The sequence below is a fragment of the Streptomyces sp. NPDC046985 genome, assembly GCF_040644415.1.
Taxonomy (GTDB): Bacteria; Actinomycetota; Actinomycetes; order Streptomycetales; family Streptomycetaceae; genus Streptomyces.
Window position 1 is genome coordinate 163,008 of sequence record NZ_JBEYWK010000016.1, and the last position, 24,212, is coordinate 187,219.

Below are 24,212 nucleotides of genomic sequence, written 5' to 3' on the forward strand. Positions count from 1 at the left end.
ATATGTGGCACGCGGTCGACTTGCAGGCTCACCCACCGTCGATGCGAGGCACGCCGTTGACTTCTGACCCGCTCGCTCCCCTCGACCTGGCCTTCTGGAACATCGAGTCCGCCGACCATCCGATGCACCTGGGCGCCCTCGGCGTCTTCGCGGTCCCCGCGCCGACCGCCGTGGAGGACGCAGCCGACCTGCTCGCCTCCCGCGCCGCCGCGGTGCCCGGACTGCGCATGCGCATCCGCGACCAGTGGCGCCCCGCCCGGGTGCTGAGCCGCCCGCTCGGCTTCGGCGGCGCCGCCCGCGAGACGGCCCCCTGCTTCGACCCGCTCGACCACGTGCGGCTGCACGCGCCCGTCGCCGACTTCCACGCCGCCTCCGGCCGCCTCATGCAGCGCCCGCTGGAGCGCAACCGGCCGCCGTGGGAGGCCCACGTGCTGCCGGGCGCGGACGGCGACTCCTTCGCCGTGCTGTTCAAGTTCCACCACGCCCTCGCTGACGGACTGCGCGCCCTGACCCTCGCCGCCGGCCTGCTCGACCCGGTGGACCTGCCCGAACGGCGCCCGCGTCCGGCCGCGCCGCCGCACGGCCTGCTGCCCGACGTGCGCCGGCTGCCCGGAGCGCTGCGCGGCGCCCTCTCCGACGTGGGCCGGGCCCTGGACATCGGCGCCTCGGTCGCCCGCACCTCCCTGGTCAGCCGCTCCACGCCCGCCCTCGTCGCCGAGCCCACCGGCACCCGCCGCACCGCAGGCGTGGTCGTCGACATCGACGACGTGCACCTGGTGCGCAAGGCCGTCGGCGGCACCGTCAACGACGTGCTGATCGCGGTCGTCGCGGGCGCCCTGCGCCGCTGGCTGGAGGAGCGCGGCGACTCCACGAAGGGCGTCGCGCCGCGCGCCCTGATCCCCGTCTCCCGGCGTCGTCCGCGCACCGCGAACCCCCAGGGCAACCGGCTCTCCGGCTACCTGATGGAGCTGCCCGTCGACGTCGCCGACCCGCTGCGCCGGCTGGCCGCCGTCCGCACCGCCATGGACCGCAACAAGGACGCCGGACCCAACCGCGGCGCGGGCGCCGTCGCCCTGCTGGCCGACCACGTGCCCGCCCTCGGCCACCGCCTGGGCGGCCCGCTGGTCAGCGGGGCCGCCCGGCTGTGGTTCGACATCCTGGTCACCAGCGTCCCGCTGCCCGGTTTCGGCCTGCGGCTCGGCGGCCATCCGCTCACCGAGGTCTACCCCTTCGCCCCGCTCGCCCGCGGCCAGTCCCTCGCCGTCGCCGTCTCCACCTACCGCGGCCGGGTCCATTACGGCCTGGTCGCCGACGCCCGCGCCGTGCCGGACCTCGGCCGGCTGGCCCGCGCCCTCTCCGAGGAGGTGGAGACGCTGATCACGGTCTGCGGACCTTGACCCGCGGGCGTTTGGCTGAGCGACGCGTCGCTGCCGTAAACTCCCCCGTTCGACAGCGGGCGCCCGTCGGAGCGCCGCGAGAGCGACCAGGGAAACGGCAGCGCGATGACGGTGACAGACGACGCCACGACGGCCATGGACGAGGCGGCGCCCGCGCCGGGCGGCGACCCCGGGCACGGGCCCGGCATCGCCCCCGAGCGCCTCGCCGTGTGCCTCGACGTGCTCCGCGAACTGGACGGAATCGACGTCGACCACCCGGACGCGGTCGCCGTGCGCCGCGCCACCTCGCACCTGTACCGCGTGGTCAAGCAGCGGCGCCGCCAGGAGCGCCGGGCCGCCAAGACCGCCCACGACCGCTCCGTCACCGAGGCCACCGCCACCGGCTCCGCGCAGCGCATCGACGACGAGACGGAGGGCGTCCTGCCGTCCTCCCTCACCGGGGAGGGGCAGATCGCGGGCGTTCTGCGGCGCCCGCGCTCGTGCTACGTCTGCAAGCAGCGCTACATCGAGGTCGACTACTTCTACCACCAGCTCTGCCAGACCTGCGCGGCCGAGAACCGGGCCCGCCGCGACGCCCGCGCCGACCTGACCGGCAAGCGCGCGCTGCTCACCGGCGGCCGGGCCAAGATCGGCATGTACATCGCGCTCCGACTGCTGCGCGACGGCGCGCACACCACGATCACCACCCGGTTCCCCCACGACGCCGTCCGCCGCTTCAAGGCCCAGCCGGACAGCGACGCGTGGATCCACCGTCTGAAGATCGTCGGCATCGACCTGCGCGACCCGGCCCAGGTGGTCGCCCTCGCCGACTCGGTGGCCGCCCAGGGGCCGCTGGACATCCTGATCAACAACGCCGCGCAGACCGTCCGCCGCTCCCCGCAGGCGTACAGCGAGCTGACCGCCGCCGAGTCGGCGCCGCTGCCCGCCGGTGAGCTGCCCGCGTCCGAGGTCATCGGCGCCTTCGGCTCCGGCGCGGTCACCGCGCTGCCCGCGGCGGGCGCCGGTGTGCTCAGCGCCCAGGACGTCACCGACCTCGCCCTGGTGTCGGGCTCGGCGTCCCTGGAGCGGATCGCGGCGGGCACGGCCATCGACGCCGGCGGCCTGGTCCCGGACCTGCACGACACCAACAGTTGGATCCAGACGGTCGACGAGGTCACCCCGGTGGAGCTGCTGGAGGTCCAGCTCTGCAACTCCACGGCGCCGTTCATCCTGATCAGCCGACTGCGCCCGGCGATGGCGGCCGCCTCCGGGCGCGCCTACATCGTCAACGTCTCCGCCATGGAAGGCGTCTTCGCGCGCGGCTACAAGGGCGCGGGCCACCCGCACACCAACATGGCCAAGGCCGCCCTGAACATGCTCACGCGCACCAGCGCCCAGGAGATGTACGAGCAGGACCGCATCCTCATGACCGCCGTGGACACCGGCTGGATCACCGACGAGCGGCCGCACCCCGACAAGGTCCGGCTGGCCGAGGCCGGCTTCCACGCCCCGCTCGACCTGGTCGACGGCGCCGCCCGGGTCTACGACCCCATCGTGCGCGGCGAGGCGGGGGAGGACCTCTACGGCGTCTTCCTGAAGGACTACGCGCCGGGCAAGTGGTGACCGCGCCCCGCCCGGCCTGACGTCAGGCCGGTCGGCGGTCAGGTCGGTCGAGGGTCAGGTCAGTCGACGGCGCCCAGCGGGGAGCGGCGGGCGGCGACCAGCTCCAGCAGCGTCCGCCAGTCCTCCAGGACCCCGGCGCCGGGGCCGTCGGCACGGCGGGCCTCCTCGTACGCCTGGCCCAGCGTCAGGGCGTCCTCGTCGGGCGGCGGCGCCGTCCGGCCGCCGTCGCCCGCCTGCTCGCGCACCAGACCGGCGACGCGCTCGCCCAGCAGGGCCCGCACCGCCCCGGCCGCGCGGGCCGCGCCCGAGGACCCGGCGGCGTCCGCGCGCACCGGGCCGAGGAGCCCGGCGACGCCCAGGACGAGGCCCGCCACCTGAAGCTCCTTGTCGGCCGGACGGCGTCGGCGCAGCAGCGCGGCGGTGCGCAGGGCGCGCTCGAGAAGATCGGCGCGACCGGCGGGATCGGTGCGATCAGCGGGGTCGGGGCGGTCGGTGGGGTCGGTGCGGTCGGTGGGGTCTTCGCGGTCAGCACGGCCGCCGCAGGCGTCCGGCGCGGCGGCGCCCCGGCAGGCGTACAGCAGGTCCATCAGCTCCGCGACACTGCGCAGCTCCATGCGTCGGTCCTTCCGCGAGACAGCCGTTGCCCCCCGGCAGCAGAGCACGGCGGGCTTGCGCCGCGGCCAACGGGGCTTGAACGGTGCGGCGTAGCCCGAACGGGTGAATCTCGCCTCGCACTCGATGTGACGGATCGGCGGGTGGCTAATCTTGTGAACACGCTTGACTTCAGATGGTTACCAGCTTTTTGCGTCCCTATCGAGCGCGGGTCCGCTCATTTGGTTAATCTGGAGTAGACGGACAGCTCGACCGGGTTTCATCCACACCCACGGTCCGTCCCGGGGCGAGGGGCCTACCACGGCCCGCTCGGACCTCAGTCGCCGGCGCCACCGCGTCCGACCTGCCTTTCGACCCACCTTCGAGCGGGTTTCAGGCGCCGGAACGCAGAGTGGGTTCCGGCCTCCCCCGAGGGTGACCGACACATAAGGAGTGCGCGGTGACACCGGACAAGACGAGCAGCGAGCAGCCTTCCCTGGACCATGTCGAGCGCGGCAGGCGACGCCACGGGGATCTCGGCATCCTCGACGTGTGGGCCCGCTCGGCCCCCATCCGCCTGGCGGGCTACGAGGACGACCTCGCCGAGCCGCACATCCTGCCCAGCGTGGACTGACCCCCGTAGAACCCGGGGCTCCCGCCCGGATCCGGTCGCCTCCGAACGGCAAAAGGCGGCCCGGGTCCCACGGTCGTACCTCAACGGGGCACCGGTCAGCGGGAGTTCGCGTTGACGCACGCACGGTGTCCTCCTCGGCCCGGTCCGCCTCGGGCCGACGCTCCGTGCCGTGGGTCAGCGCGACCCGCGTGGCGCTATCGCGGGTCGGTCGTGCGCCGCCACGGACGGGCGCGCTCGATCTGCCCGGCCAGGTCCAGCAGCATGCCCTCCGAGCCGGGGCGGCCGACGAGTTGCACGGCGCAGGGAGCGCCGGGCGGCAGCGTGCCCAGCGGCACCGCCATCGCGGGCCAGCCGGTCAGGTTCCACGGCGGCGTCATCGGCGAATAGGCGCTGCACGACAGCACGTTGCGCAGCCAGCCCCGCTCGTGCCAGGGCCCGGCTTTCGGGGCGCGGCGGGCCAGCGCGGCGGTGAGCAGCACATCGTGCTCGGCGAAGAACGGCGCCAGCCGCTCGCGCAGCCGCTCCCGCGCGTCGCCGGTGCGCACGCCCGGCGCGAACCGGCGTCCCACGGCGGCGTGCACCCGGGTGCGCCGGGCCAGCCGCCGGGGGTCCAGACCGGCCGCGTCCACGGCCGTGCCGGCCGTCCAGTGCCGCAGCGCCGTCACCCCCAGCGACGCCGGGTACGGCGGATCGGCGCGGCGCACACGGTGACCGGCCGCGCCGAGCAGCGCCGCCGCCTCGCGCACGGCCAGGGCGTAGGGCCGGCTCACCAGAGTCCCGGCCAGCGGGCTGCGCACGGACACGGCGACCGTGCGCGGCCGGACCGGCGCTTCGCTCGGGATCCCGCCGCCCGCCAGCACCGAGAGCACCAGGCGGGCGTCCTCGACCGTGGTGGCCAGCGGCCCGTTCTCCGCCATGCCGAACCAGTCGCCGTCCCCGATCCCCGCGGGGACCGTCCCGTGACCCGGTTTGATCGTGACCAGGCCGCAGTTGGCGGCGGGGATGCGCAGCGAGCCCATCCCGTCGTTGCCCAGCGCGATCGGCGCCATCCCGGCGGCCACGGCGGCCGCGCTGCCGCCCGACGACCCTCCCGCCGTGCGCGCGGTGTCCCACGGATTGCGGACCACGCCGTGCACGCCCTCGGTGGTGCCGAAGACGCACAGCTCGGGCACGTGGGTCAGCCCGAGCACCACCGCGCCCGCCGCTCGCAGCCGGGCCACGGCGACGTGGTCCCGCTCGGCCGGCGCGTCCGGAGTCGCTGCCGAGCCGACGCGGGTGGACTCGCCGCGCACCGCGAGGTTGTCCTTGACGGCCACCGGCACGCCCGCGAGGGGCAGTTCGGTCAGGTCGGAGCGGTCGGCGACCTCGTCGGCCTCGGCGAGCGCCGCCGCCGCGCGGACGGTCCGGAAGGCGCCGATCCGGCCGTCGACGCGGGCTATGCGGTCCAGATGGGCGGCCACCGCCTCGCGCGGCGTGGCCCGCTTGTCGCGTACGGCGGCGGCGATCTCGGCGGCACTGCGGCCGACCCAGTCAGTCACGGGCGCTCCTCGACGGCGGACGGGCGGCGCGCGCAGGTCCCGGCGGGGCCTCGCTCGCGGTCATGGCGCGCTGGCGCGGGCGGACGCGAGGGCGCAGGGAGAACTGTGCCCGGCGCGGGCGGCGGCGTCGAGAGGGTCGCGCGCCGGGGAAGAGGGCCGCCGCGAACGGGACCGGACGCGGCGTAGGCACTCCGACCTGGGGGGTCTAAGGTCAGAAGAACAGGGCGAATACGAGGGGAAGTAGTCGGCAATGGCGCAAGACGAGGCCGTGATCGGCTGCACGGGGGAGCTTCTCATCGGCACGCGCGGATCCGCCGGCCCCGGCGAGATCCTGGTGCGGGTCAGAGGCGGTTCCGAAACCTTCCTCGCCTGGTCGCAGGAACCGTTGCCGATCGGTGCGACGGTCCTCGTGGTGGAGTCCCGCGGACGCCGTGAGGTCGACGTCATCGAGTGGGGCGATCCCCTGGACCGGCTGCGCGGCGATGCGGCAGACGCAGGCTAAGGAGAGACGAGAAGATGTTCGGTTACCGCGTTCCCGCCCCCGATGAGGCGATGCTGATCTCGGGCGGCAGGCGGGGACTGGGGGGCGCGCCGTTCCGGGTGGTGACGGGGCACGGCAAGTTCGTGCTGCCCGTTTTCCGCAAAGTCCGCTTCCTCACCCTGTCGATGTGCGAGTCCGAGGTCGTCGAGACCTGCGTGACGAAGCAGGGCATCGCGCTGCACGTGCGCGCCGTCATCGCGTTCAAGGTCGGCAACGACACCGAGAGCATCATCAACGCCGGGCAGCGCTTTCTGTCCGACCAGGATCAGATGTCGGTCCTGACCGGGCGGATCTTCGCCGGGCACCTGCGCGCCATCATCGGCTCGATGACGGTGGAGGAGATCGTCACCGAGCGGCAGAAGCTCGCCGCCGAGGTGCTCGACACCTCCAAGACGGAGATGGCCAAGATCGGTCTGATCGTGGACTCGTTGCAGATCCAGTCCATCGACGACGGCGACACCGGCTACATCGACGCCATGTCCGCCCCGCACAAGGCGGCCATCCAGCGCCAGGCCCAGATCGCCCAGGCACAGGCCAACCAGGCCGCCGCCGAGGCGGAGCAGGAGGCGGCGCGCCGCCAGGCCGAGTACGCCCGGCAGACCGCCGTGGTCAAGGCGGAGTACTCCGCCGAGGTGGACCGGGCCCAGGCGCACGCGTCCCAGGCCGGTCCGCTGGCGCAGGCGCACGCCCAGCAGGAGGTGCTCGCCGCGCAGACCGAACTGGCCCAGCGGCAGGCGAAGCTGCGCCAGCAGGAGCTGGTGGCCGAGGTCGTCAAGCCCGCCGAGGCGGACGCCGAGCGGGTCAGGATCCTCGCCGCCGCCGAGGCCCAGCGCATGAAGATCCAGGCCGAGGCCGCGGCGTCGTACGACCGGGTCGCGCTCGACCGGATGCTGATCGACCAGCTTCCGCAGATCGTCAAGGAGGCGGCCGGAGGACTGGCCGGCGCCAACGTCAACGTCCTCAACGGCGCGGACGGCCTCGGCGAGATCGCGGCGGGCCTGGTCGCCCAGGGCCTGACGATCCTGGACTCGGTCCGCCAGAACCTCAGCGGCCAGAACGGCCAGAGCGCTCAGGGCGGCCAGGGGTCCGGCGAGGGCCGGTCCGGGCAGGGGAACGGCCGCCTGGAGATCCAGGGCCCGGACGCGGCCTCGTCCGGCGGCGCCGGCCCGCGCCCGCACACACCGTGACGTGAGGCGCCGGGCGGGGCGCCGGGCCAGAGTGTCGGCGCCCCGCCGCGGACCGTGGAGGCCGCGCTCGGGCCACGCTGACGCCGAGCTTCACCGTCGCGCGCGGGCCACGGTGACGGACCTGCTGGAGCGGCCCGTGACCGGCGCCCCGGAGCGCGACGGCGACCGCATCGCGCTGCGGCTGCGGCCGTTCGAACTGATGACGCGGCGGCTGCGGCGCGGCTGAGCACGGGGCGCGCGGTCGGCGCGGCGCCCGTCGTGTCATCTGCGTCCCCGCGCCGCGCCGCGCCCGCCCGTATATCCGCTCAGTCCAGCTCGTAGTCGAACCAGATCCGGTGCGTGCCGTCGGCGTCGATCGCCAGGCCGCCGGTGCCCCGGATTCCGGTCAGCTCGCCGGTGCCGCTGGCGGGGACGACGGTGAAGAAGTCGATGCTGCGGTCGTCGCCGGTCGTGGTGCCGGAGTGGGCGAAGTTGAAGGCGCCGCGCCGGTCGTGGAGGGCGCCGTCGAACGACTCCATGGCCACGTAGGTGCCCACCTCGGACTCTTGGTCGTAGGCGGCGGTGAACAGGGTGGCGGAGCGGCCGGTGATCTCGCCCTCGAAGCGCTTCTCCAGGGTGGCCACGCCGACCGGGAGGCCGGTGCGGACGTCGGGGTCCGGCCTCAGCTCGGTCGGCGTGAAGGACTTCACGGTGAACGTGCCCTTAGCTCTCATGCGCCCGACTGTAGGGGAGGGGTCTGACAGAGACGCTCCCGTCACGGCCTCCCGGCGCGCTCCGCGAGCCGGGTCGGCGCCAGGAAGTCCCGCACGTACGCGCGGTCCCAGCAGGCGCCGGTCTCGCGCAGCTCCCGCGCGGTGGTGTAGCGGTAGCGGTACAGCCGGGCGCGGACGTAGCGCGGCGGGCGGTCCGCGGGGAAGGGCGAGCGGCGCAGCAGCCGCAGGGTGTCGCGGTCGTTCTCCAGGAGCCGTTCCACGAAGACGCCGAACCAGCCGCCCGCGTACGCCGGGGACAGCGCGACGAACCACATCAGCCAGTCCAGGCGCAGGTGGTACGGCGCGAACTGGCGCGGCCACCGCCTCAGATCGCCGGGCTTGCCCTTGAACTCGTAGGCCCGCCAGTCCGAGTCCTCCCGTGCCGGGTCGTCCCAGGTCCCCTCCAGCACCACCTCGTGGCGGACCCTGCTCACGCTGCCGAACGCCCCGTAGGCGTTGACCAGGTGCAGCGGGTCGAAGGAGCGGTTCATGACCTGGCGACGGGAGATCATGTTCAGCACGGGCCGGTAGCTGAGGACCGCCAGCAGCGCGCAGACGGCCAGCACGACGACCTCGTACCACAGCGGGGCGGCGGGCCCCGGCGAGGGCGCGCTCCCCGGCCACCGGACCGCCGACAGGGCCAGCACGATCGTGATCCAGTTCAGCCAGGCGAAGTTGCCCGACAGCACCAGCCACACCTGGGTCAGGATCATGACCGCGGCCCCTGCCGTGGCGATCGGCTGCGGGGTGAACAGCAGGAACGGCACGAGCAGTTGCGTGACGTGGTTGGCGGCCGCCTCGACCCGGTGCAGCGGGGCCGGCAGACGGTGGAAGAACCAGCTCAGCGGGCCCGGCATCGGCTGCGTCTCGTGGTGGTAGTCCAGGCAGGTCAGCTTCCGCCAGCAGGCGTCCCCGCGCAGCTTGATCAGCCCCGCACCGAACTCGACCCGGAACAGGATCCAGCGCAGCAGGAACAGCACGACCACGGGCGGGGCCACCGTGGCGTTGCCCAGGAACACCGCGAGGAACCCCGTCTCCAGCAGCAGCGACTCCCAGCCGAAGCCGTACCAGGTCTGTCCCACGTTCACGATGGACAGGTACAGCGCCCAGGGGGCCAGCCACAGCAGCATGCCGCCCCACAGCGGCAGCAGGCCGTCGAGCCCCGCGAGCAGCGCCGCGGACACCGCGCACCCGGTCCAGGCGACCGCCGCGAAAAGGCGGTCGGAGTAGCGCAGGTGGAACAGGCTCGGCGCCCGCCGGAACGGCACCCGCGCGACGTACCGGGGGATCGGCAGCATCCCGCGCTCGCCCAGCAGCGCCCGGAACTGGAGGGCCGCCGTCAGGAACGCCATCACGTACAGCGCGGCCAGCGCCCGCTGGAAGACCAGCCGGCTCAGCCAGCAGTCCGCTGCGGCGAACCATCCCATGGCCGTGCACGCTCCCGTCGTCCGGACACACCTCGTCGGGCTCCGCTTACCCCGCTCCCGGCTCGAAGAATCCGACAAATCCTGGCAAGGTGGCCCCATGGCTGAACGGGGAGCGCACGTCCTGTCACCCCCGGACGACTGGCCCGCACACCCGGACCTCATCCTGGCGCTCAACCGCATGGGCAGCTTCGACTGGGACCTGGACACCGGTCTGCTCAGCATGGACGCCCAGGCGCACCAGATCTTCGACCTGCGCCCCGAGGAGTTCGACGGCCGTCCCGACAGCGTGGCCCCCCGGATCACCGGCGGCGAAGGCCAGCGCTTGGACGCCCTGCTGGCCCGCGCGATCAAGGACGGCAGCGAGAACTACGGCACCTACATCCGGCTGCGCCGCCGCGACGGCGCCCTGCGCTGGGCCCACACCCAGGGCTACATCCGCCGGGACGAGACCGGCCGCCCGCGCCGGATCATCGGCATCGTGCGGGACGCCACCGAGGAACTCGACGACAGCGCCGGACTCCGGGAGCGCGTCGCCCGGGACGCCGCCCGGCGCGAGCAGACCAACGTCGTCCAGGCTGCCACCGCCGCCCTCGCCCACGCGCGCACCGTCCAGGACGTCATCGACGTCGTCAAGGACAGCCACGGACTGCCGCTGCTCGGCTCCACCAGCCTGGTCCTCGGCCTGCTGGAGGCCGACCGCATCCGGCTGGTCGCCGAAGGGCCGGAGGAGTCCTCCGTGCCCGGCACCCACGTCACCCGGCTCGACGACCCCTACCCGATGAGCGAGGCGGTGCGCACCCTCAGCCCCCGCTTCATCGAGTCCCCGGAGGACTTCGCCGAGCGCTACCCCATCCTGTGGCCGCACATCATCGGCCTGGACATCACCTCGGCCGCCTATCTGCCGCTGATCGCGCAGGCGCGCCCGATCGGCGGCATGGGCCTGCTCTACAGCGGCCGCCACGGCTTCACGCCCGAGGAGCGCAACATTCTCGTCGCGCTCGGCAGCAGCATCGCGCAGAGCCTCCAGCGGGCGATGCTCTACGACCAGGAGAAGGACCTCGCCCAAGGGCTCCAGCAGGCCATGCTGCCGCGCACCATCCCCAGCGTGCCCGGCGCCGACATCGCCGTGCGCTACCGCTCCGGCTACGCGGGCGGCTCCCTGGGCCGGGACATCGGCGGCGACTGGTACGACCTGATCCCGCTGCCGGGCGGCCGGGTCGGCGCCGTCATCGGCGACGTCCAGGGCCACGACACGCACGCCGCCGCCGTCATGGGCCAGCTCCGCATCGTGCTGCGCGCCTACGCGGCCGAGGGCCACCCCCCGGCCACCGTGATGGCCCGCGCCTCGATCTTCCTGCGCGAGCTGGACACCGACCGCTTCGCGACCTGCCTGTACGCGGAGGCCGACCTGTCCACCGGCGTCGTCCAAGTGGTCCGCGCCGGACACATCGACCCGCTGGTGCGGGAGGGCGACGGCGTCTGCCGCCGTGTCACCGTCGAGGGCGGTCTGCCGCTCGGCCTGTCCGCGGAGTTCGGCGGCCTGGAGTACCCCGTCGGCACGCTGGAGCTGGACCCCGGACACTCCCTGGTGCTGTGCACCGACGGCCTGGTCGAACAGCCCGGCGCCGACCTCGACGACGGGATACGCGCCCTGCGCGACGCCGTCGCCGCGGGGCCCGCGGACGTGCGCGAGCTGGCCGACCTGCTGATCGGGATGGCCGAGGAGCGCGGCGGCGACGACGACGTGGCGCTGCTGGTGCTGCGCCGCCGCGCGCTGACCGAGCGCCGGCCCGTCGGCCGGATCCGGCAGCACGTGGCGCCGGGGGACCCGGAGGCGCTGACCGGCGCCCGGCACCGGATCGGCTCGGCGGTCCGCACCTGGGGCGCCCGGGAGCGCTCCGACGAGATCGAACTGGTGGCCGACGAGCTGATCACCAACGCCCTGATGCACACCGAGGGGGCCGCGATCGTCACCCTCCGGGTGCTCAGCGGCGCCGACCGGCGGCTGCGGGTGGAGGTGGAGGACGCCTCCAGCGCCCTGCCCCGCCGCCGCGAGCCGGGGGAGCAGTGCGTCTCCGGCCGCGGGCTGCTGCTCGTCGACCGGCTCGCCGACGTCTGGGGCGTGGAGGCCCGGGGCGGCGGCAAGTGCCTGTGGTGCGAGTTCGTGGTCCCCGTTCCCGCGACCGGCTGACCCCCCGCCGCCACCGCGTGGCACTCCCGGCTGCGGGTGGCACTCTGGACTCATGCCGGAACTGCCCGAGGTGGAAGCGCTCAAGGACTTCCTGACCGAGAACCTGGTCGGCCACGAGATCGTCCGGGTCCTGCCCGCGGCCGTCAGCGTCCTGAAGACCTACGACCCTCCCCCCGGCGCGCTCGAGGGCCGCGAGGTGACCGCGGTGCACCGCTACGGCAAGTTCCTCGACCTCCAGACCGGCGCCGGCCCGCACCTCGTCACCCATCTGGCGCGCGCCGGATGGCTCCAGTGGCGGGACCGGCTGCCCGACGGGCCGCCCCGGCCGGGGAAGGGGCCGCTGGCGCTGCGGGTCGCGCTGGAGAACGGCGCGGGCTTCGACCTCACCGAGGCCGGCACGCAGAAGCGGCTCGCGGTGTACGTCGTGCGGGACCCGCACGAGGTGCCGGGCGTGGCCCGGCTCGGCCCCGACCCGCTGGCCGCCGACTTCGACGAGGAGCGGTTCGCCGCGCTGCTGGCGGGCGAGCGGCGCCAGCTCAAGGGCGCGCTGCGCGACCAGAGCCTGATCGCGGGCGTGGGCAACGCCTACAGCGACGAGATCCTGCACGCGGCCGGGATGTCCCCGTTCAGGCTCGCCGCCTCGCTGGCGCCGGAGGAGGTCAGCCGGCTGTACGCGGCGCTGCGGACCACGCTGACCGAGGCGGTCGAGCGTTCTCGCGGGGTGGCGGCCGGGCGGCTGAAGTCGGAGAAGAAGAGCGGGCTGCGGGTGCACGGCCGCACCGGCGAGCCCTGCCCGGTGTGCGGCGACGTCATCCGCGAGGTCTCCTTCAGCGACTCCTCGCTCCAGTACTGCCCGACCTGCCAGACGGGCGGCAAGCCGCTGGCCGACCGGAGACTGTCCCGGCTGCTCAAGTAGCCGGGGCCGCGGCCCTGCGCCGGGCGGGGGCCGTCAGGGGCGGCCGAGCGTGACCAGGCGGCGCCCGTCCGCCGTGCGCACCTCGAAGCGGGTGATCTCCGCGGGGTGCAGCGCGGTGCCGCCCGACATGGTGCCGGGCGCGTCGCCGTGCTCGCGGACGGTCCAGTTGGTCACCGTCTGCTCCGAGCCGTCGCGGCCCACGGCGACCAGCCGGCAGGCGTACGATCCGGCCGCGTCCTTGACCCGCAGCCGCACCTCGCTGCCCCAGCCGACGTCCGCCGCCCTGACCTCCGCCCACACGCCGGTCGACGCGTCGGTCGCGGTGAGCCGCACGGATCCGTCTCCCTGCCGGGCGACGACCGCGCCGGCCGGTCCGCCCACCGCGAGCACCGCGGAGGCGGCCAGCCCGTAGATCAGCCGCCGCCGTCCGGCCCGGCGGCGGTGGGACACCTCGCGCAGCAGCCGCTCCAACAGCCGCGGGCCGGGCTGGGCCGCGGGGTGCACCGAGCGGGGGGTGGCCCGCCGGTACAGCAGCAACTGCCGCGTCGCGGGCCCGAACCCGGTGACGTGCGCCGCGCAGCGAGGACACTCCATGAGGTGGTCCTCGAAGCGGAAGGCGTCCGCCTCGTCCAGCACGCCGAGCGCGTAGGCGCCGGCGTCGCGATGCCGTTCCAGGAACCTCATGCCGAATCCTCGTGCCGTTGAGTGCGGGTGGGGTTACTCCTTGCTCCCACCCGTACGCACCCGGCCGCCGAATCACTCAAGCGGCGCAGCGAATCGTCCTCAACGCGTTCGGAGCGGCCGGGACCGCGGATTGGTCGGAATCCAGTCCGGCGCCGGCCACCGCCGAGAAGCCCGGAACGGGACCGCCGCCGACCCCGCCCGCAGCCCCGCCCGGCACCCGATCGGAGCACGTCCGCAGCCCAGTCCCAAGGCCGCCCGCAGCACCGCCGGGTGCGATCGGAGCGCGTCCGCAATCCCGGCCGGAGCCCGCTCGCAGCCCCGGCCGAAGCCGCCCGCAGCCCGCCCGCAGCCCCGGACAGAGGCCGTCAGACGGCGGCAGAGGCGGACGCCGTCAGAACAGGTGGATGGCGAGGTGGCCGAGCGGCAGGCCGAGCTGCCAGGCGGGCGTCCACACCTGCGGCCCCTCGTCCTCGCTCAGCGCCCCCGCGCGGCCCGGCACCGCGTCCAGGTCGGGCGCGAGCAGCTCGGTCTCCTCCAGCCAGCGCCAGGCCGCCTCGGCCAGCGCCAGGTCCGGGCAGGGGACGCCGCGCGCGCAGGCGTCGGCGGCGAGGTCGGCCATCCGCTCGCGGACCCAGTCCTCCCACGGCCTGTCGTACGCCGTCAGCGACATCCAGGTCTCCAGTTGCGACACCACCCGGATGCCCGACAGCTCGCCGCCGGTGTCGGAGAGGAAGACGGTCAGCGCCAGCGCGTCCCGCCCGGCCCGGAACTCCACCGAGGCCGGCGGCATCAGATCGCCGGAGCGCAGCAGTTCGTCCGCGATGTACTCCGCGTACAACCAGGCCATGGGGACGGCGAGTCCGCCGTCGTCGTCCGCGGTCTCGTGACCTCTGTGCAGCATCCCTTCCTGCCTTCCTCCGGTGCCTGCGCGTCGCCCTGCTCCGACTCTCGGGACGGGCCCGTCCAGAACACGCGTGAGGACAGCCGATTACTCAACGGTGGTCCACAGCAAGGCGCTTTACGGAGGCTTGACCAGAGGCCCGGTTTCAGCGCAGGTCGGCCGCGTAACCCGGAAGCACCCGGCGCAGGGCGCGCAGCGCGTAGTACGCGCGGGATTTCACGGTACCGGGCGGTATGCCCAGGATCTCGGCGGTCTCCGCCACACTGGCCCCCTGGAAGTACACCAGCACCAGGACGTCGCGGTGCCGCGGAGTGAGAGTCCGCACCGCCTCGCGCACGTCGAGCACCGCGGCGGACCGCTCGGCGTGGTCGGCGATCACCCGTGTGCTCTCCAGGACCGCGTCCCCGACCTCCGGCGGCCTGGCCTGGCGGGCGCGCCGCGCGTCGATGGCGAGCCGCCGCGCGACCGTCAGCAGCCAGGGACGCACCGAGGCGAAGGCGTCGGCGCGCAGCGCCTCGGGGTGCTGCCAGGCGCGGACCAGCGTCTCCTGGAGCAGGTCCTCGGCGCGCTGCCGGTCGCCGTCGCACAGCCGCAGCAGCAGGGCGAACAGCGGCCGCGCGTGGTCGCGTTGCAGCGCGGCCATCTCGTGCTCGGCGGTCTTCGTGGCGTGCGGGAGGGCGGTTGCGGCCGTCATGGTCGTATGGCAGCGCAGGCGGCCCGCGCCGGGACAGGGCGCGCGCACCGCCGTGCGGCGGGCGGTCGACGGCGTCGACGAACGGTGCGACGAACGGTCCGTCAGCTCCCCTCCGCCCCGTCAGTCCCCCGGCGTCCCGTGCGCCTCGCGAACCCCGCGCGAGGGGGCGGACGGGTCGCGCCGCCCGCCGGACGGGCTAACCAGGGGGTCCGGTCCGTTTGCGAGGGGCGCCGACTTCGTACATATTTCATGCCTATCTGACTGCCGGTGAGGTAAATCGATGATCGCACGCAGACGCCAGGCGGCCCTGGTCCTGACGGCCCTCCTCGCCGCGGGCGCGGCCTGCCGGGTCGACCACCGCACGCAGACAGCCGCCCCCGCGGGGAATCCGGCGCCGACCGCCCGGCGGGCGGCCGGCCCCTTCACGCTCGTCGCCTCCGGCGGCATCCTGCCGGACGGCTCGGTCCTCGACCGGGCCAAGTTCGACGCGGACGGCTCCGGCCACGACTTCCGGCCCATGCTGGCGGGCGTCGCGCCGGTCGTCTCGCGCGCCGACCTGGCGCTGTGCCACCTGGACACCGCGCAGGGCCCGGACGGCGCGTACACCGGAGCGCCCCTCTACAAGTCCCCGCCGCAGCTCGCCCAGGCGCTCGCCGCGACCGGCTACGACGGCTGCGCGACCGCCTCCGCGCACGCCCTGGACGACGGCGCCGACGGCGTCCGGCGCACCCTGGACACCCTCGACCGCACCGGCCTGCGGCACGCCGGGACGGCCCGCGGCGCGGCGGAGATGCGCGGCGCGCTGCTGCCCGCGGGCGGGGCGCTCGTCGCCTGCCTCTCCTACGCCTCCGCGTCGAACCAGCCGCTTCCGGCCGGGCAGCCCTGGGCGCTGAACCCGATCGACGCCGACCGGATCGTCGCCGACGCCCGCGCCGCCCGGCAGGCGGGCGCCGACGTGGTCGTGGTGTCCCTGGACTGGGGCCGGGAGCGGCAGGACGCGCCCGACCAGGGGCAACTGGACCTGGCCCAGCGGCTGACCGCCGCCCGCACCGGCGACCGCCCCGACGTCGACCTGATCCTCGGCACCCGCACCCGGGGCCCGCTGCCCTACGAGAAGGTCAACGGCACCTGGGTGGCGTACGGGCTCGGCGACCAGATCGGCGGCGGGGCGGACGCCGGCGCTGCGGACGGCGGCGCGGCGGACGGCGACGGAACGGACGGCGACGGTGCGGACGGCGACGGTGCGGACGGCGGGGCGGCGGGCGCCGGACGGCAGGACCCGCGCGCCCGGCAGAGCACCCTCGCCCGCTTCACCTTCGCCCCGCCCGCCCGGCCGGGGGGACGCTGGGAGGTGAGCAGGGCCGAGTTCGTCCCCGAGATGTACGACGTCGACGCGGGCCGGGTGGTGGACGTCGGGGCGGCCATCGCCGGGGGCGCCGACCTCCAGTCCGTGCGCGACGCCATCCGCACGGCCGTACTGGCCCGGGGCGCGGACCGGGACGGGCTCACGATGAGCGGGTGACCGGGGTGACCCGGTCACCCCGGTCACTCGGGTGGCCGAGCCGCCGTGAGCGGTGCGGCCGGGCGGGCGCGGCGGCGCGGGCGCCGCGGGCGGCGCGCGCCGCGCCCCCAGCTCTCCGTCAGCTCCACGGTCAGTCCCCGGTCGGCCCCACGGTCAGTCCCCGGCCTGCCGGCCGCCGGTCAGTGCCGAACGCTGGCAGGAGCAGCCGAAGTAGATCGCGCAGCCGATCAGGAACCACACGGCGAACCGCACCTGGTCATGCGCCTCACCTCTTCGCGGACGGCGGACGGCGGACGGCTGACGGCGGATCATGATCCCCACCCCCGCCGGACGCGGAAGACGCCACGCACGACCGGACGGCCCGCCGCGGCGGCCCGAGGCAGGATCTTGACAAGCCGGACCTTGAGGAGCCGGACCGGGGCCAGACGCTGAGAAACCGGACCTTGAGGAGCCGAACCGGGGCCAGACCTTGAGAAACCTGCCCTTGAGGAGCCGGACCTTGAGGAACCGGGCGCCCCCGGACCCCGCGCCCCTACGGCACCACCGTCACCGGCCACCGCCCGGCCTTGACCAGCCGCACGGCCACCGAGCCGACGATCCGGTGCCCGGCCTGCTCGGAGGCGCCCACGACCACCGCGTCCGCCCTCAGCTCGTCGGCCGCCCGCACCAGGCCGCCGTACGGGTCGCCGCGGAAGGTGTGGAACTCCCAGCGGACCTCGTATATCCCCTTCAGCCGCTCGGCGGCCTCCCGGATCTGCCGTACCAGGCCCTCGGCGATCTCGTCGGTCACCTCGGCCACCGGCGCCCCCATCGCCGTGCCCGCCGTCATCACCGGCTGCACGTACACCAGAGCCAGCAGGGAGTTCTGGCGCCGCGCCAGACCGCCGGCGTAGGCGGCCGCCCGCATCGAGGTGTCCGAGCCGTCCACCCCGGCCACGATCACCTTCGGGCCGTCCGTGCCGCGCTCGAACACATGGGCGTGCCGCTCGTGCTCCCCGCGCTCTTCGTGCTGTTCCGTCACGCTCGTGAGGCTATCGGACGACGTGGCGGCCGTTCCTCGGCAGGGCGGTCCCGACGGGCGCGCCGGGCGCGCTGTTCCTAGAGTCGAACCATGCGAGCCACCCCCTCACAGCCATGACCGCCGCCGCACCGCCCCGGCGCGCCGCGGACCCCGCGCGGGCGCACGGCGGCGGCTTCCTCGGCAAGGTGCCCGAAGGCTTCGCCGTCTTCTTCGGCGCCCTGGCCCTGCTCTGCGCCCTGCTCGACCTCATCGCCCCGCTGCGCGACCTGCTCCGCCCCGTCGTCCGCTTCCTGGACGAGCTGCTGGTCCCGGTCAGCGCCAACCTCGCCTACGCCGCCTTCCTGTTCCTGCTGGCCGGCGCCACCGCCGCCCGCAAGAAGGTCGCCTGGTGGCTCGTGGTGGTCTACCTGGGCCTGGTGCTCCTCGGCGACGCCCTCGGCCTGGTGCTCGGCCCGTTCGCGGTGTCGCTGGCCTCGCTCGTCCTGTGCGGCCTGGCGCTGCTCCTGCTGGTCGCCGCCCGCGGGGAGTTCTACGCGGCCTCCCGCCGCGGCGCCGTGTGGCGCGCGCTGGCCGTCCTGGTCGCCTGGCTCGTCGTGGCGGTCCTGGCGGGCTGGGGCCTGGTCGCGCTCCTGCCCGGCACGCTGCCGCCGGACGAGTGCCTGGCCTGGTCCGCCGACCGGGTGCTGGGCGGACTGGCCTCCGCCCGCGACTTCGACGGCCGCCCGCCCCGCGCGGTCACCTTCCTGCTCGGCCTGTTCGGCGCGCTCGCCCTGCTCAACGCCGCCGCCACGCTGTTCCGCTCGCAGCGGCTGGAAGCCGCCCTGCACGGCGACGAGGAACCTCGCATCCGCGCCCTGCTCAGGGCCTACGGCGAGGACGACTCCCTCGGCTACTTCGCGACCCGCCGCGACAAGGCCGTCGTGTTCTCGCCCAGCGGCAAGGCCGCCGTCACCTACCGCGTCGAAGCCGGCGTGTGCCTGGCCAGCGGCGACCCCGTCGGCGACCGGGAGGCGTGGCCGCACGCCCTCGCCGCCTGGCTGGAGGCGGCCCGCCGCCACGCCTGGACGCCCGCCGTGATGGGCGCCTCCGAGGACGGCGCCCGCGCCTACGTCCGCGCCGGACTCGGCGCCCTGCAACTCGGCGACGAGGCGATCGTGCACACGGCCGGCTTCGACCTCGACGGACGGGACATGAGGGTGATCCGGCAGGCGGTGCACCGGGTCCGCCGCACCGGCGCCGTCTGCCGGGTCCGCCGGCACGCCGAGCTGGCCCCCGAGGAGATGGCCGAGGTGATCGACAAGGCCGACGCCTGGCGCGACACCGAGACCGAACGCGGCTTCTCCATGGCTCTGGACCGCCTCGGCGACCCCGCCGACGGCGACTGCCTGCTCGTCGAGGCGCTCGACCGGGACGGCACGCTCCTCGCCCTGCTCTCCTTCGTGCCCTGGGGCCGCGACGGGGTGTCCCTGGACCTGATGCGCCGCGACCGCACGGCGCCCAACGGCATCATGGAGTTCATGGTCGCCGACCTGTGCGCGGCGGCCCCGCGGCTGGGCGTGCGCCGGATCTCGCTCAACTTCGCCGTGTTCCGCTCGGTGTTCGAGGAGGGCGCCCGCATCGGTGCCGGCCCGGTGCTGCGCCTGTGGCGCCGGCTGCTGCTGTTCTTCTCCCGCTGGTGGCAGCTCGAAGCCCTCTACCGGTCCAACGCCAAGTACCGCCCCCAGTGGTATCCGCGCTACCTCTGCTACGGCGATCCCGCCTCCCTCGCCCGCATCGGCGTCGCCTCCGCCATCGCCGAGGGCTTCCTCTCCCCGCCCGCCCCGCCGTGGCTGCGCAGGCTGCGCGGCCGCGCGCACGCCCGGCCCGGACCGCGGCCCGCCACCACCGAGGGCCTGCCCCCGCTGACCGCGCTCGGCCTCGACGGCGCCGAGCGGGCCGCGGCGGCGGACCCGCTCGCCGGGCTGCCCGAACAGGTCCGCGTCCGCCACGCCCGGCTGGACCGGCTGCGCGCCGAGGGCGTCGACCCCTACCCGGTCGGCGTACCGGCCCGGACCCGCACCCTCGCCGAGGTCCGCTCTGAGGCGCGTCCGGGCGAGCAGGTCACCGTCGCCGGACGGATCATGCTGGTCCGCGACTTCGGCGGCGTCGTCTTCGCCGTGCTGCGCGACTTCTCCGGCGACCACCAGATCGCCCTCACCCGGGACGGCGCGGGACAGGCCGCGCTGGACCGCTTCACCGCCGACACCGACATCGGCGACCACATCACCGCCACCGGCCGCGTGGGCGCCAGCGACACCGGCGAGCCGACCGTCTACGCCGCCGACTGGCGTCTGCTCGGCAAATGCCTGCGCCCGCTGCCCGACAAGCGCCGGGGCCTGGCCGACCCCGAGGCCCGGGTGCGGATGCGCCATCTCGACCTGATCGCGAGCCCCGAGGCCCGCGCCGTCGTGCGCACCCGCTCGACCGCCGTCCAGGCGCTGCGCCAGGGCCTGCTGGAGCGCGGGTTCCTGGAAGTCGAGACGCCGATGCTCCAGCAGGTCCACGGCGGCGCCAACGCCCGCCCGTTCACCACCCACATCAACGCTTACGACCTCGACCTGTACCTGCGCATCGCCCCCGAGCTGTACCTCAAGCGGCTGTGCGTCGGCGGCCTGGAGAAGGTCTTCGAGATGGGCCGCACCTTCCGCAACGAGGGCGTCTCCCACAAGCACAACCCCGAGTTCACGATGCTGGAGGCGTACCAGGCGTACGCCGACTACCACGTGATGCTCGACCTCACCCGCGAACTGGTCCAGGGCGCCGCCGCCGCGGCGTTCGGCCGTCCCGTCGTGCACCGGGACGGCCAGGAGTACGACATCTCGGGGCCCTGGCCGGTCAAGACCGTGCACGAGGCGATCTCGCAGGCGCTGGGGGAGGAGATCGGCCCCGGCGACGACCTGGCGACGCTGCGCCGGCACTGCGACCGCGCCGCGGTGCCGTACACCCCGGACGACGGCCCCGGCGAGGTCGTGCTGGAGATGTACGAGCGGCTGGTGGAGGAGCGGACCGGGCCGCCCACGTTCTACAAGGACTTCCCGACCGAGGTCTCCCCCCTCACCCGGCAGCACCGCACCGACCCGCGGCTCGCCGAACGCTGGGACCTGGTCGCCTTCGGCACCGAACTCGGGACCGCTTACTCGGAGTTGACCGACCCGGTGGAGCAGCGCCGCCGCCTCGCCGCGCAGTCCCTGCTCGCCGCAGGCGGCGACCCGGAGGCGATGGAACTCGACGAGGACTTCCTCGACGCCCTGGAGTACGCCATGCCGCCCACCGGCGGACTCGGCATCGGCGTGGACCGGCTCGTCATGTTCCTCACCGGACTGACGATTCGTGAGACCCTGCCGTTCCCTCTGGTGCGGCGCCGCTGAGGGGGCGCGCGCCGGGGCGGCGCGCTGGGCCGGGCGGGTGCTTTCGCGCCGCCGTGCCGGTGCGGCGGGGGCCGTCCGGTCACTGATGAGTCATGCAGAAGGATCAGTTGCTCACGCGGCGGCGCGCGTTGCTCGCCGGTGTCGCCGCCCTCGGGGCGGCGGGCGCGGCCGGCACGGCCGGCCTCCTGCTCTCCGACGGCTCGTCAGGCGCCCCGGCGCCGCCCGCGGCAGGCCCCCCGGCACGCAGCCCCCTGCGCTCCTCCGCCTTCCGCATCGCGCCGATGACCGGAGACGCCGCGCTGCCCGCCCGCCCCCTGCCGCTCGCGGTGCGGCGCGCGCCGATCCTGCGCTTCTCCGTCAGCGGCGACACGATGCTGCTGACGTTCGACGACGGGCCCAGCCCGCAGTACACCCCGCAGGTCTTGGACATCCTGGCGCGACACGACGTCCAGGCGACCTTCATGGTCTGCGGCGGGATGGCCGACAAGAGCCGAGACCTGGTGGCCCGGATGGCCGACGAGGGCCACGTCGTCGGCAACCACACCTGGAGCCACCCGCTGCTCACCCACCGCACCCGCGGTGTGATCCGCGACGAGATCGAGCGCACGAGCGACCTCATCGAGAAGGTGTACGGCGAGCGCCCCCTGTGGTTCCGGGCGCCCTACGGGGCCTGGAACCGCGACGTCTTCCAGATCAACGCCGAGCTGGGCATGGAGCCGCTGGCCTGGAGCGTCGACAGCATGGACTGGACCACTCCCGGGACCGACGCCATCGTGCGCCGGGTGCTGCGCGGCGCCGCCCCCGGCGTCGTGGTGCTGCACCACGACGCCGGGGGAGACCGCTCGCAGACCGTGCGGGCCCTGCGCACCTATCTGCCCACGCTGCTGGACAAGGGCTACCGCTTCACCGTGCCGCGCCGCCAGTACGGCTGACCCGGGCACTCCGGCTGTCCCGGTCGCCCCGGGCTGACCCGGCCGCCCCGGACGGCGTCGCCGCCCCGCCGCCGGGGCGGCCGCCGGGCGGCGTGCTCAACGGGCCTGAATCAGGCGGGCGAAGACGACGACGTTGCCCTGGTAGCCGGTCTGCTTGGTGTAACCGCCGCCGCAGGTGATGACCCGCAGCTCGGGGGTCCCCTTCGACCCGTAGACGCGGTCGCCGGGGAAGTCGCTCTTCTGGAACACCTCGACCCCGTACACCTCGAAGACGGCCGTGCGTCCGTCCTGGCGGTGGATCTCGACGTGATTGCCCTTCTTCAGGGCGCCGAGGCCGTAGAACACCGCGGGCCCCGCCGTGTTGTCCACGTGGCCGACGACCACCGCGGTGCCCTTCTCCCCGGGGGTGACGGCGCCGCTGAACCAGCCCGCGAGGTTCGGGTCGTTCGGCGGCGGCGCGGCCACCCACCCGTCCGGGTCCACGCCGACCGGCGTGACGGGCGCGTCGACCTGGATGACGGGGATCTTCACCCGGTCCGGCGCCGAGAACGGCATCGCCGGAACCCCGACTGGCGCCCCGCCGGAAGCAGCGCCGGGCGAGGCGCTGGGCAGGAGAGGGCCGACGTCCGGCGCGGCGGCCTTGGCCGGCTGGGGCGGGCCGACGTCGAACTCCCCCGAGCCGTTGCGGATGAGGGCGAGTCCGGTGAGCAGCACCAGCGCTATCACACCCCACGGGGCCCGTTTCCTCCGCGCGACCCGTTCCTCCTCCTCGGCCAGGCCGGACAGCCCGCTCATCGACATTCGCCATCCCCTCTCGACGCGGCCGTCGCCTCGTCATTCGCGCGTACGGAAAACGCTAAGTCGCGGGCGCGCAACCGGCGACGGGACGCGGGCGAACGGGTGCCGACTCCTTCTGGTGCGCCATCCGAGGCGGTCCGGTCGGTGCGCCATCCGAGACGGTCCGGAAGAGGGTTTTCTGACGGCCCGTGACCTGCGGGAACGAGCGACAGTGTGAATTCCCCCGGGGTTCTTGATCACCAGGACGGACGAGCCCCGAAATGCGGCGTCGGCACGGGCATCCGAGGGTTTTTGCGGGAGGTGCTTTCTCGCCGATCGACCGGGCACGGGTCCCGGGGCGCCTTCCGCGGAGGATCACATGCGCACTCCTCGTACCCCCTTGGCGGTATTGGTCGCCGCCGTCGCCGCGGTCGGGCTGGCCGCCCCCGGGGCGGTGGCCAAGGGCGGCGACACCCCGGGCGCCAACCCCGGCGCGGGCCAGCTCGGCGGGATCGGCAACGGCCAGTTCGGCGTCCCAGGTGTCGGCGGCGTCCCAGGTGTCGGCGGTGTCGGCGGTGTTCCCGGTGTAGGCGGTGTCGGCGGCTTCGGAGGTGTCGGCGGCGTCGGGGGGGTGGGTGGAGTCGGCGTTTTCGCGGGCGGGGGCGGCCCCGGGTACGGCGGCCCGTTCTTCGGCCCGGGGAACGGCTTCGGTTACGGCCCCGGGGGTCCCGGCTACGGCTACGGCTACGGCAACGGTCCGGGCTGGGGTCCCGGATTCGGCTACGGAAACGGACCCGGCCGCGGGCCCGGCAACGGCTTCGGAAACGGCCGCGGCCACCGGAACTCCGGCGGGCGGGGCAACGGCGACAACGGCCAGGGGAACTGGCCCGACAACGGCGGCGGGGGCGGCCGCGGCAACGGCGGCGGCGGGGGCGGGCACGGCGACGGCGACGGCGACGGCGGCGGGGGCGGGGGCGGGCGCGGCAACGGCGGCGACGTCCAGGTGCTGCCCAGCACGATCGCCCCCGGCGGCCAGTTGACCGTGACGGTCTACGGGTGCCGCAGCGGCACGGTCTCCTCGCCCGTGTTCGACACCGTGCCGCTGCGCGCCGACGGCGGGTCGGGCGACACGGCGAGGGCCGTCGCCGTGATTCGTGCGGACGCGCAGCCCGGGACGTACGACATCACCGTCCGCTGCGACGGCCGCACCCAGACCCGCCGGGCGAGCTTCACGGTCGTCGGCGGCGTCCGCGGCGGGCTGGGGGGCGGCACGACCACCGGCGCCACCCCGACCGACATGGCCATCGGCGGCGGGCTGCTGGCGACCGGCGGCGTGCTCGGCTGCCAGTTTGTCGGCGTTCTTGCGGGCGGCGGCGATCTCCTTGGGCTCCTCCGCGGCCGGGTCGAGGGCGGGCGGCGCCAAACTGCTCCACAGGACCATATTCACGTATGCGAACCAATTTGCATACGTAAGGGTTGTGTGTGCCCCCAACGGGAT

21 protein-coding genes and 1 pseudogene are annotated in these 24,212 nt (G+C 74.7%); 12 read left to right on the forward strand and 10 right to left on the reverse strand.

Annotated elements, in window-relative coordinates:
- Positions 1-56: 56 nt before the first annotated feature.
- Complete coding sequence (locus tag ABZ861_RS21640) at positions 57-1,397, forward strand: wax ester/triacylglycerol synthase family O-acyltransferase (RefSeq protein WP_361632455.1); 1,341 nt, start codon at positions 57-59, stop codon at positions 1,395-1,397.
- 135 nt (positions 1,398-1,532) lie between these two features.
- A complete protein-coding gene (locus ABZ861_RS21645; RefSeq protein ID WP_361632516.1) occupies positions 1,533-2,999 on the forward strand; it encodes an SDR family NAD(P)-dependent oxidoreductase in 1,467 nt (488 codons plus the stop codon).
- Between the two features lie 59 nt (positions 3,000-3,058).
- Here the strand turns inward: ABZ861_RS21645 and ABZ861_RS21650 are convergent, their stop codons facing one another.
- Positions 3,059-3,613, reverse strand: coding sequence for a hypothetical protein (locus tag ABZ861_RS21650; protein WP_361632457.1), 555 nt, complete (start codon positions 3,611-3,613; stop codon positions 3,059-3,061).
- A gap of 437 nt (positions 3,614-4,050) precedes the next feature.
- Between ABZ861_RS21650 and ABZ861_RS21655 the strand changes: the two genes are divergently transcribed.
- Positions 4,051-4,224: a hypothetical protein gene (locus ABZ861_RS21655; protein ID WP_361632459.1), complete on the forward strand. Its 174-nt coding sequence runs from the start codon at positions 4,051-4,053 to the stop codon at positions 4,222-4,224.
- Between the two features lie 194 nt (positions 4,225-4,418).
- On the opposite strand, the gene ABZ861_RS21660 is transcribed toward ABZ861_RS21655, so the two are convergent.
- On the reverse strand, positions 4,419-5,762 hold the full coding sequence (locus tag ABZ861_RS21660; protein WP_361632461.1) for an amidase family protein: 1,344 nt from the start codon (positions 5,760-5,762) through the stop codon (positions 4,419-4,421).
- A 250-nt stretch (positions 5,763-6,012) separates the two neighbouring features.
- On the opposite strand from ABZ861_RS21660, the gene ABZ861_RS21665 reads away from it, so the two are divergent.
- The 3 genes and pseudogenes from ABZ861_RS21665 to ABZ861_RS21675 form a co-directional block, all read left to right on the forward strand.
- Complete coding sequence (locus ABZ861_RS21665) at positions 6,013-6,264, forward strand: hypothetical protein (RefSeq protein ID WP_361632463.1); 252 nt, start codon at positions 6,013-6,015, stop codon at positions 6,262-6,264.
- 14 nt (positions 6,265-6,278) lie between these two features.
- Positions 6,279-7,490, forward strand: a complete 1,212-nt coding sequence (locus tag ABZ861_RS21670; protein WP_361632465.1) for an SPFH domain-containing protein — start codon at positions 6,279-6,281, stop codon at positions 7,488-7,490.
- Between the two features lie 56 nt (positions 7,491-7,546).
- Positions 7,547-7,716 (forward strand): annotated as a pseudogene (locus ABZ861_RS21675) (glycosyl hydrolase-related protein); the annotation flags it as partial.
- Between the two features lie 79 nt (positions 7,717-7,795).
- On the opposite strand, the gene ABZ861_RS21680 reads toward ABZ861_RS21675, so the two are convergent.
- Entirely contained in the window at positions 7,796-8,203 is a 408-nt protein-coding gene (locus ABZ861_RS21680; protein WP_361632467.1) for a DUF3224 domain-containing protein, read from the reverse strand.
- Between the two features lie 41 nt (positions 8,204-8,244).
- Positions 8,245-9,669: a lipase maturation factor family protein gene (locus ABZ861_RS21685; protein ID WP_361632469.1), complete on the reverse strand. Its 1,425-nt coding sequence runs from the start codon at positions 9,667-9,669 to the stop codon at positions 8,245-8,247.
- Between the two features lie 97 nt (positions 9,670-9,766).
- Here ABZ861_RS21685 and ABZ861_RS21690 point away from each other — a divergent pair, with 97 nt between their 5' ends.
- Positions 9,767-11,860, forward strand: a complete 2,094-nt coding sequence (locus ABZ861_RS21690; protein ID WP_361632472.1) for a SpoIIE family protein phosphatase — start codon at positions 9,767-9,769, stop codon at positions 11,858-11,860.
- Between the two features lie 52 nt (positions 11,861-11,912).
- Positions 11,913-12,776 (forward strand): DNA-formamidopyrimidine glycosylase family protein, encoded by an 864-nt coding sequence (locus ABZ861_RS21695; protein ID WP_361632474.1) that lies wholly within the window; start codon positions 11,913-11,915, stop codon positions 12,774-12,776.
- 33 nt (positions 12,777-12,809) lie between these two features.
- On the opposite strand, the gene ABZ861_RS21700 is transcribed toward ABZ861_RS21695, so the two are convergent.
- The 3 genes from ABZ861_RS21700 to ABZ861_RS21710 form a co-directional block, all read right to left on the reverse strand.
- A complete protein-coding gene (locus tag ABZ861_RS21700) occupies positions 12,810-13,460 on the reverse strand; it encodes a zf-HC2 domain-containing protein (RefSeq protein WP_361632476.1) in 651 nt (216 codons plus the stop codon).
- Positions 13,461-13,851: 391 nt separating this feature from the next.
- Positions 13,852-14,361, reverse strand: coding sequence for a hypothetical protein (locus tag ABZ861_RS21705; protein WP_361632478.1), 510 nt, complete (start codon positions 14,359-14,361; stop codon positions 13,852-13,854).
- 145 nt (positions 14,362-14,506) lie between these two features.
- Positions 14,507-15,055, reverse strand: a complete 549-nt coding sequence (locus tag ABZ861_RS21710; RefSeq protein ID WP_361632480.1) for a sigma-70 family RNA polymerase sigma factor — start codon at positions 15,053-15,055, stop codon at positions 14,507-14,509.
- A 280-nt stretch (positions 15,056-15,335) separates the two neighbouring features.
- Between ABZ861_RS21710 and ABZ861_RS21715 the strand changes: the two genes are divergently transcribed.
- Positions 15,336-16,577 carry a CapA family protein gene (locus ABZ861_RS21715; RefSeq protein WP_361632482.1) on the forward strand — a complete coding sequence of 414 codons (1,242 nt, stop codon included), beginning with the start codon at positions 15,336-15,338 and terminating at the stop codon, positions 16,575-16,577.
- Positions 16,578-16,730: 153 nt separating this feature from the next.
- Here ABZ861_RS21715 and ABZ861_RS21720 read toward each other — a convergent pair whose 3' ends face one another.
- On the reverse strand, positions 16,731-16,889 hold the full coding sequence (locus ABZ861_RS21720; RefSeq protein WP_361632484.1) for a hypothetical protein: 159 nt from the start codon (positions 16,887-16,889) through the stop codon (positions 16,731-16,733).
- Positions 16,890-17,109: 220 nt separating this feature from the next.
- Positions 17,110-17,598: a universal stress protein gene (locus ABZ861_RS21725; RefSeq protein WP_361632486.1), complete on the reverse strand. Its 489-nt coding sequence runs from the start codon at positions 17,596-17,598 to the stop codon at positions 17,110-17,112.
- 113 nt (positions 17,599-17,711) lie between these two features.
- On the opposite strand from ABZ861_RS21725, the gene lysX reads away from it, so the two are divergent.
- Both lysX and ABZ861_RS21735 read left to right on the forward strand, forming a co-directional pair.
- Positions 17,712-21,005 (forward strand): bifunctional lysylphosphatidylglycerol synthetase/lysine--tRNA ligase LysX, encoded by a 3,294-nt coding sequence (lysX, locus tag ABZ861_RS21730; RefSeq protein ID WP_361632488.1) that lies wholly within the window; start codon positions 17,712-17,714, stop codon positions 21,003-21,005.
- Between the two features lie 92 nt (positions 21,006-21,097).
- Positions 21,098-21,937, forward strand: coding sequence for a polysaccharide deacetylase family protein (locus tag ABZ861_RS21735; RefSeq protein WP_361632490.1), 840 nt, complete (start codon positions 21,098-21,100; stop codon positions 21,935-21,937).
- 96 nt (positions 21,938-22,033) lie between these two features.
- Here ABZ861_RS21735 and ABZ861_RS21740 read toward each other — a convergent pair whose 3' ends face one another.
- Positions 22,034-22,738 carry a class F sortase gene (locus ABZ861_RS21740; RefSeq protein ID WP_361632492.1) on the reverse strand — a complete coding sequence of 235 codons (705 nt, stop codon included), beginning with the start codon at positions 22,736-22,738 and terminating at the stop codon, positions 22,034-22,036.
- Between the two features lie 355 nt (positions 22,739-23,093).
- Between ABZ861_RS21740 and ABZ861_RS21745 the strand changes: the two genes are divergently transcribed.
- Positions 23,094-24,212 (forward strand): hypothetical protein (locus ABZ861_RS21745; RefSeq protein WP_361632494.1); only part of this gene is annotated, 1,119 nt, incomplete at its 3' end.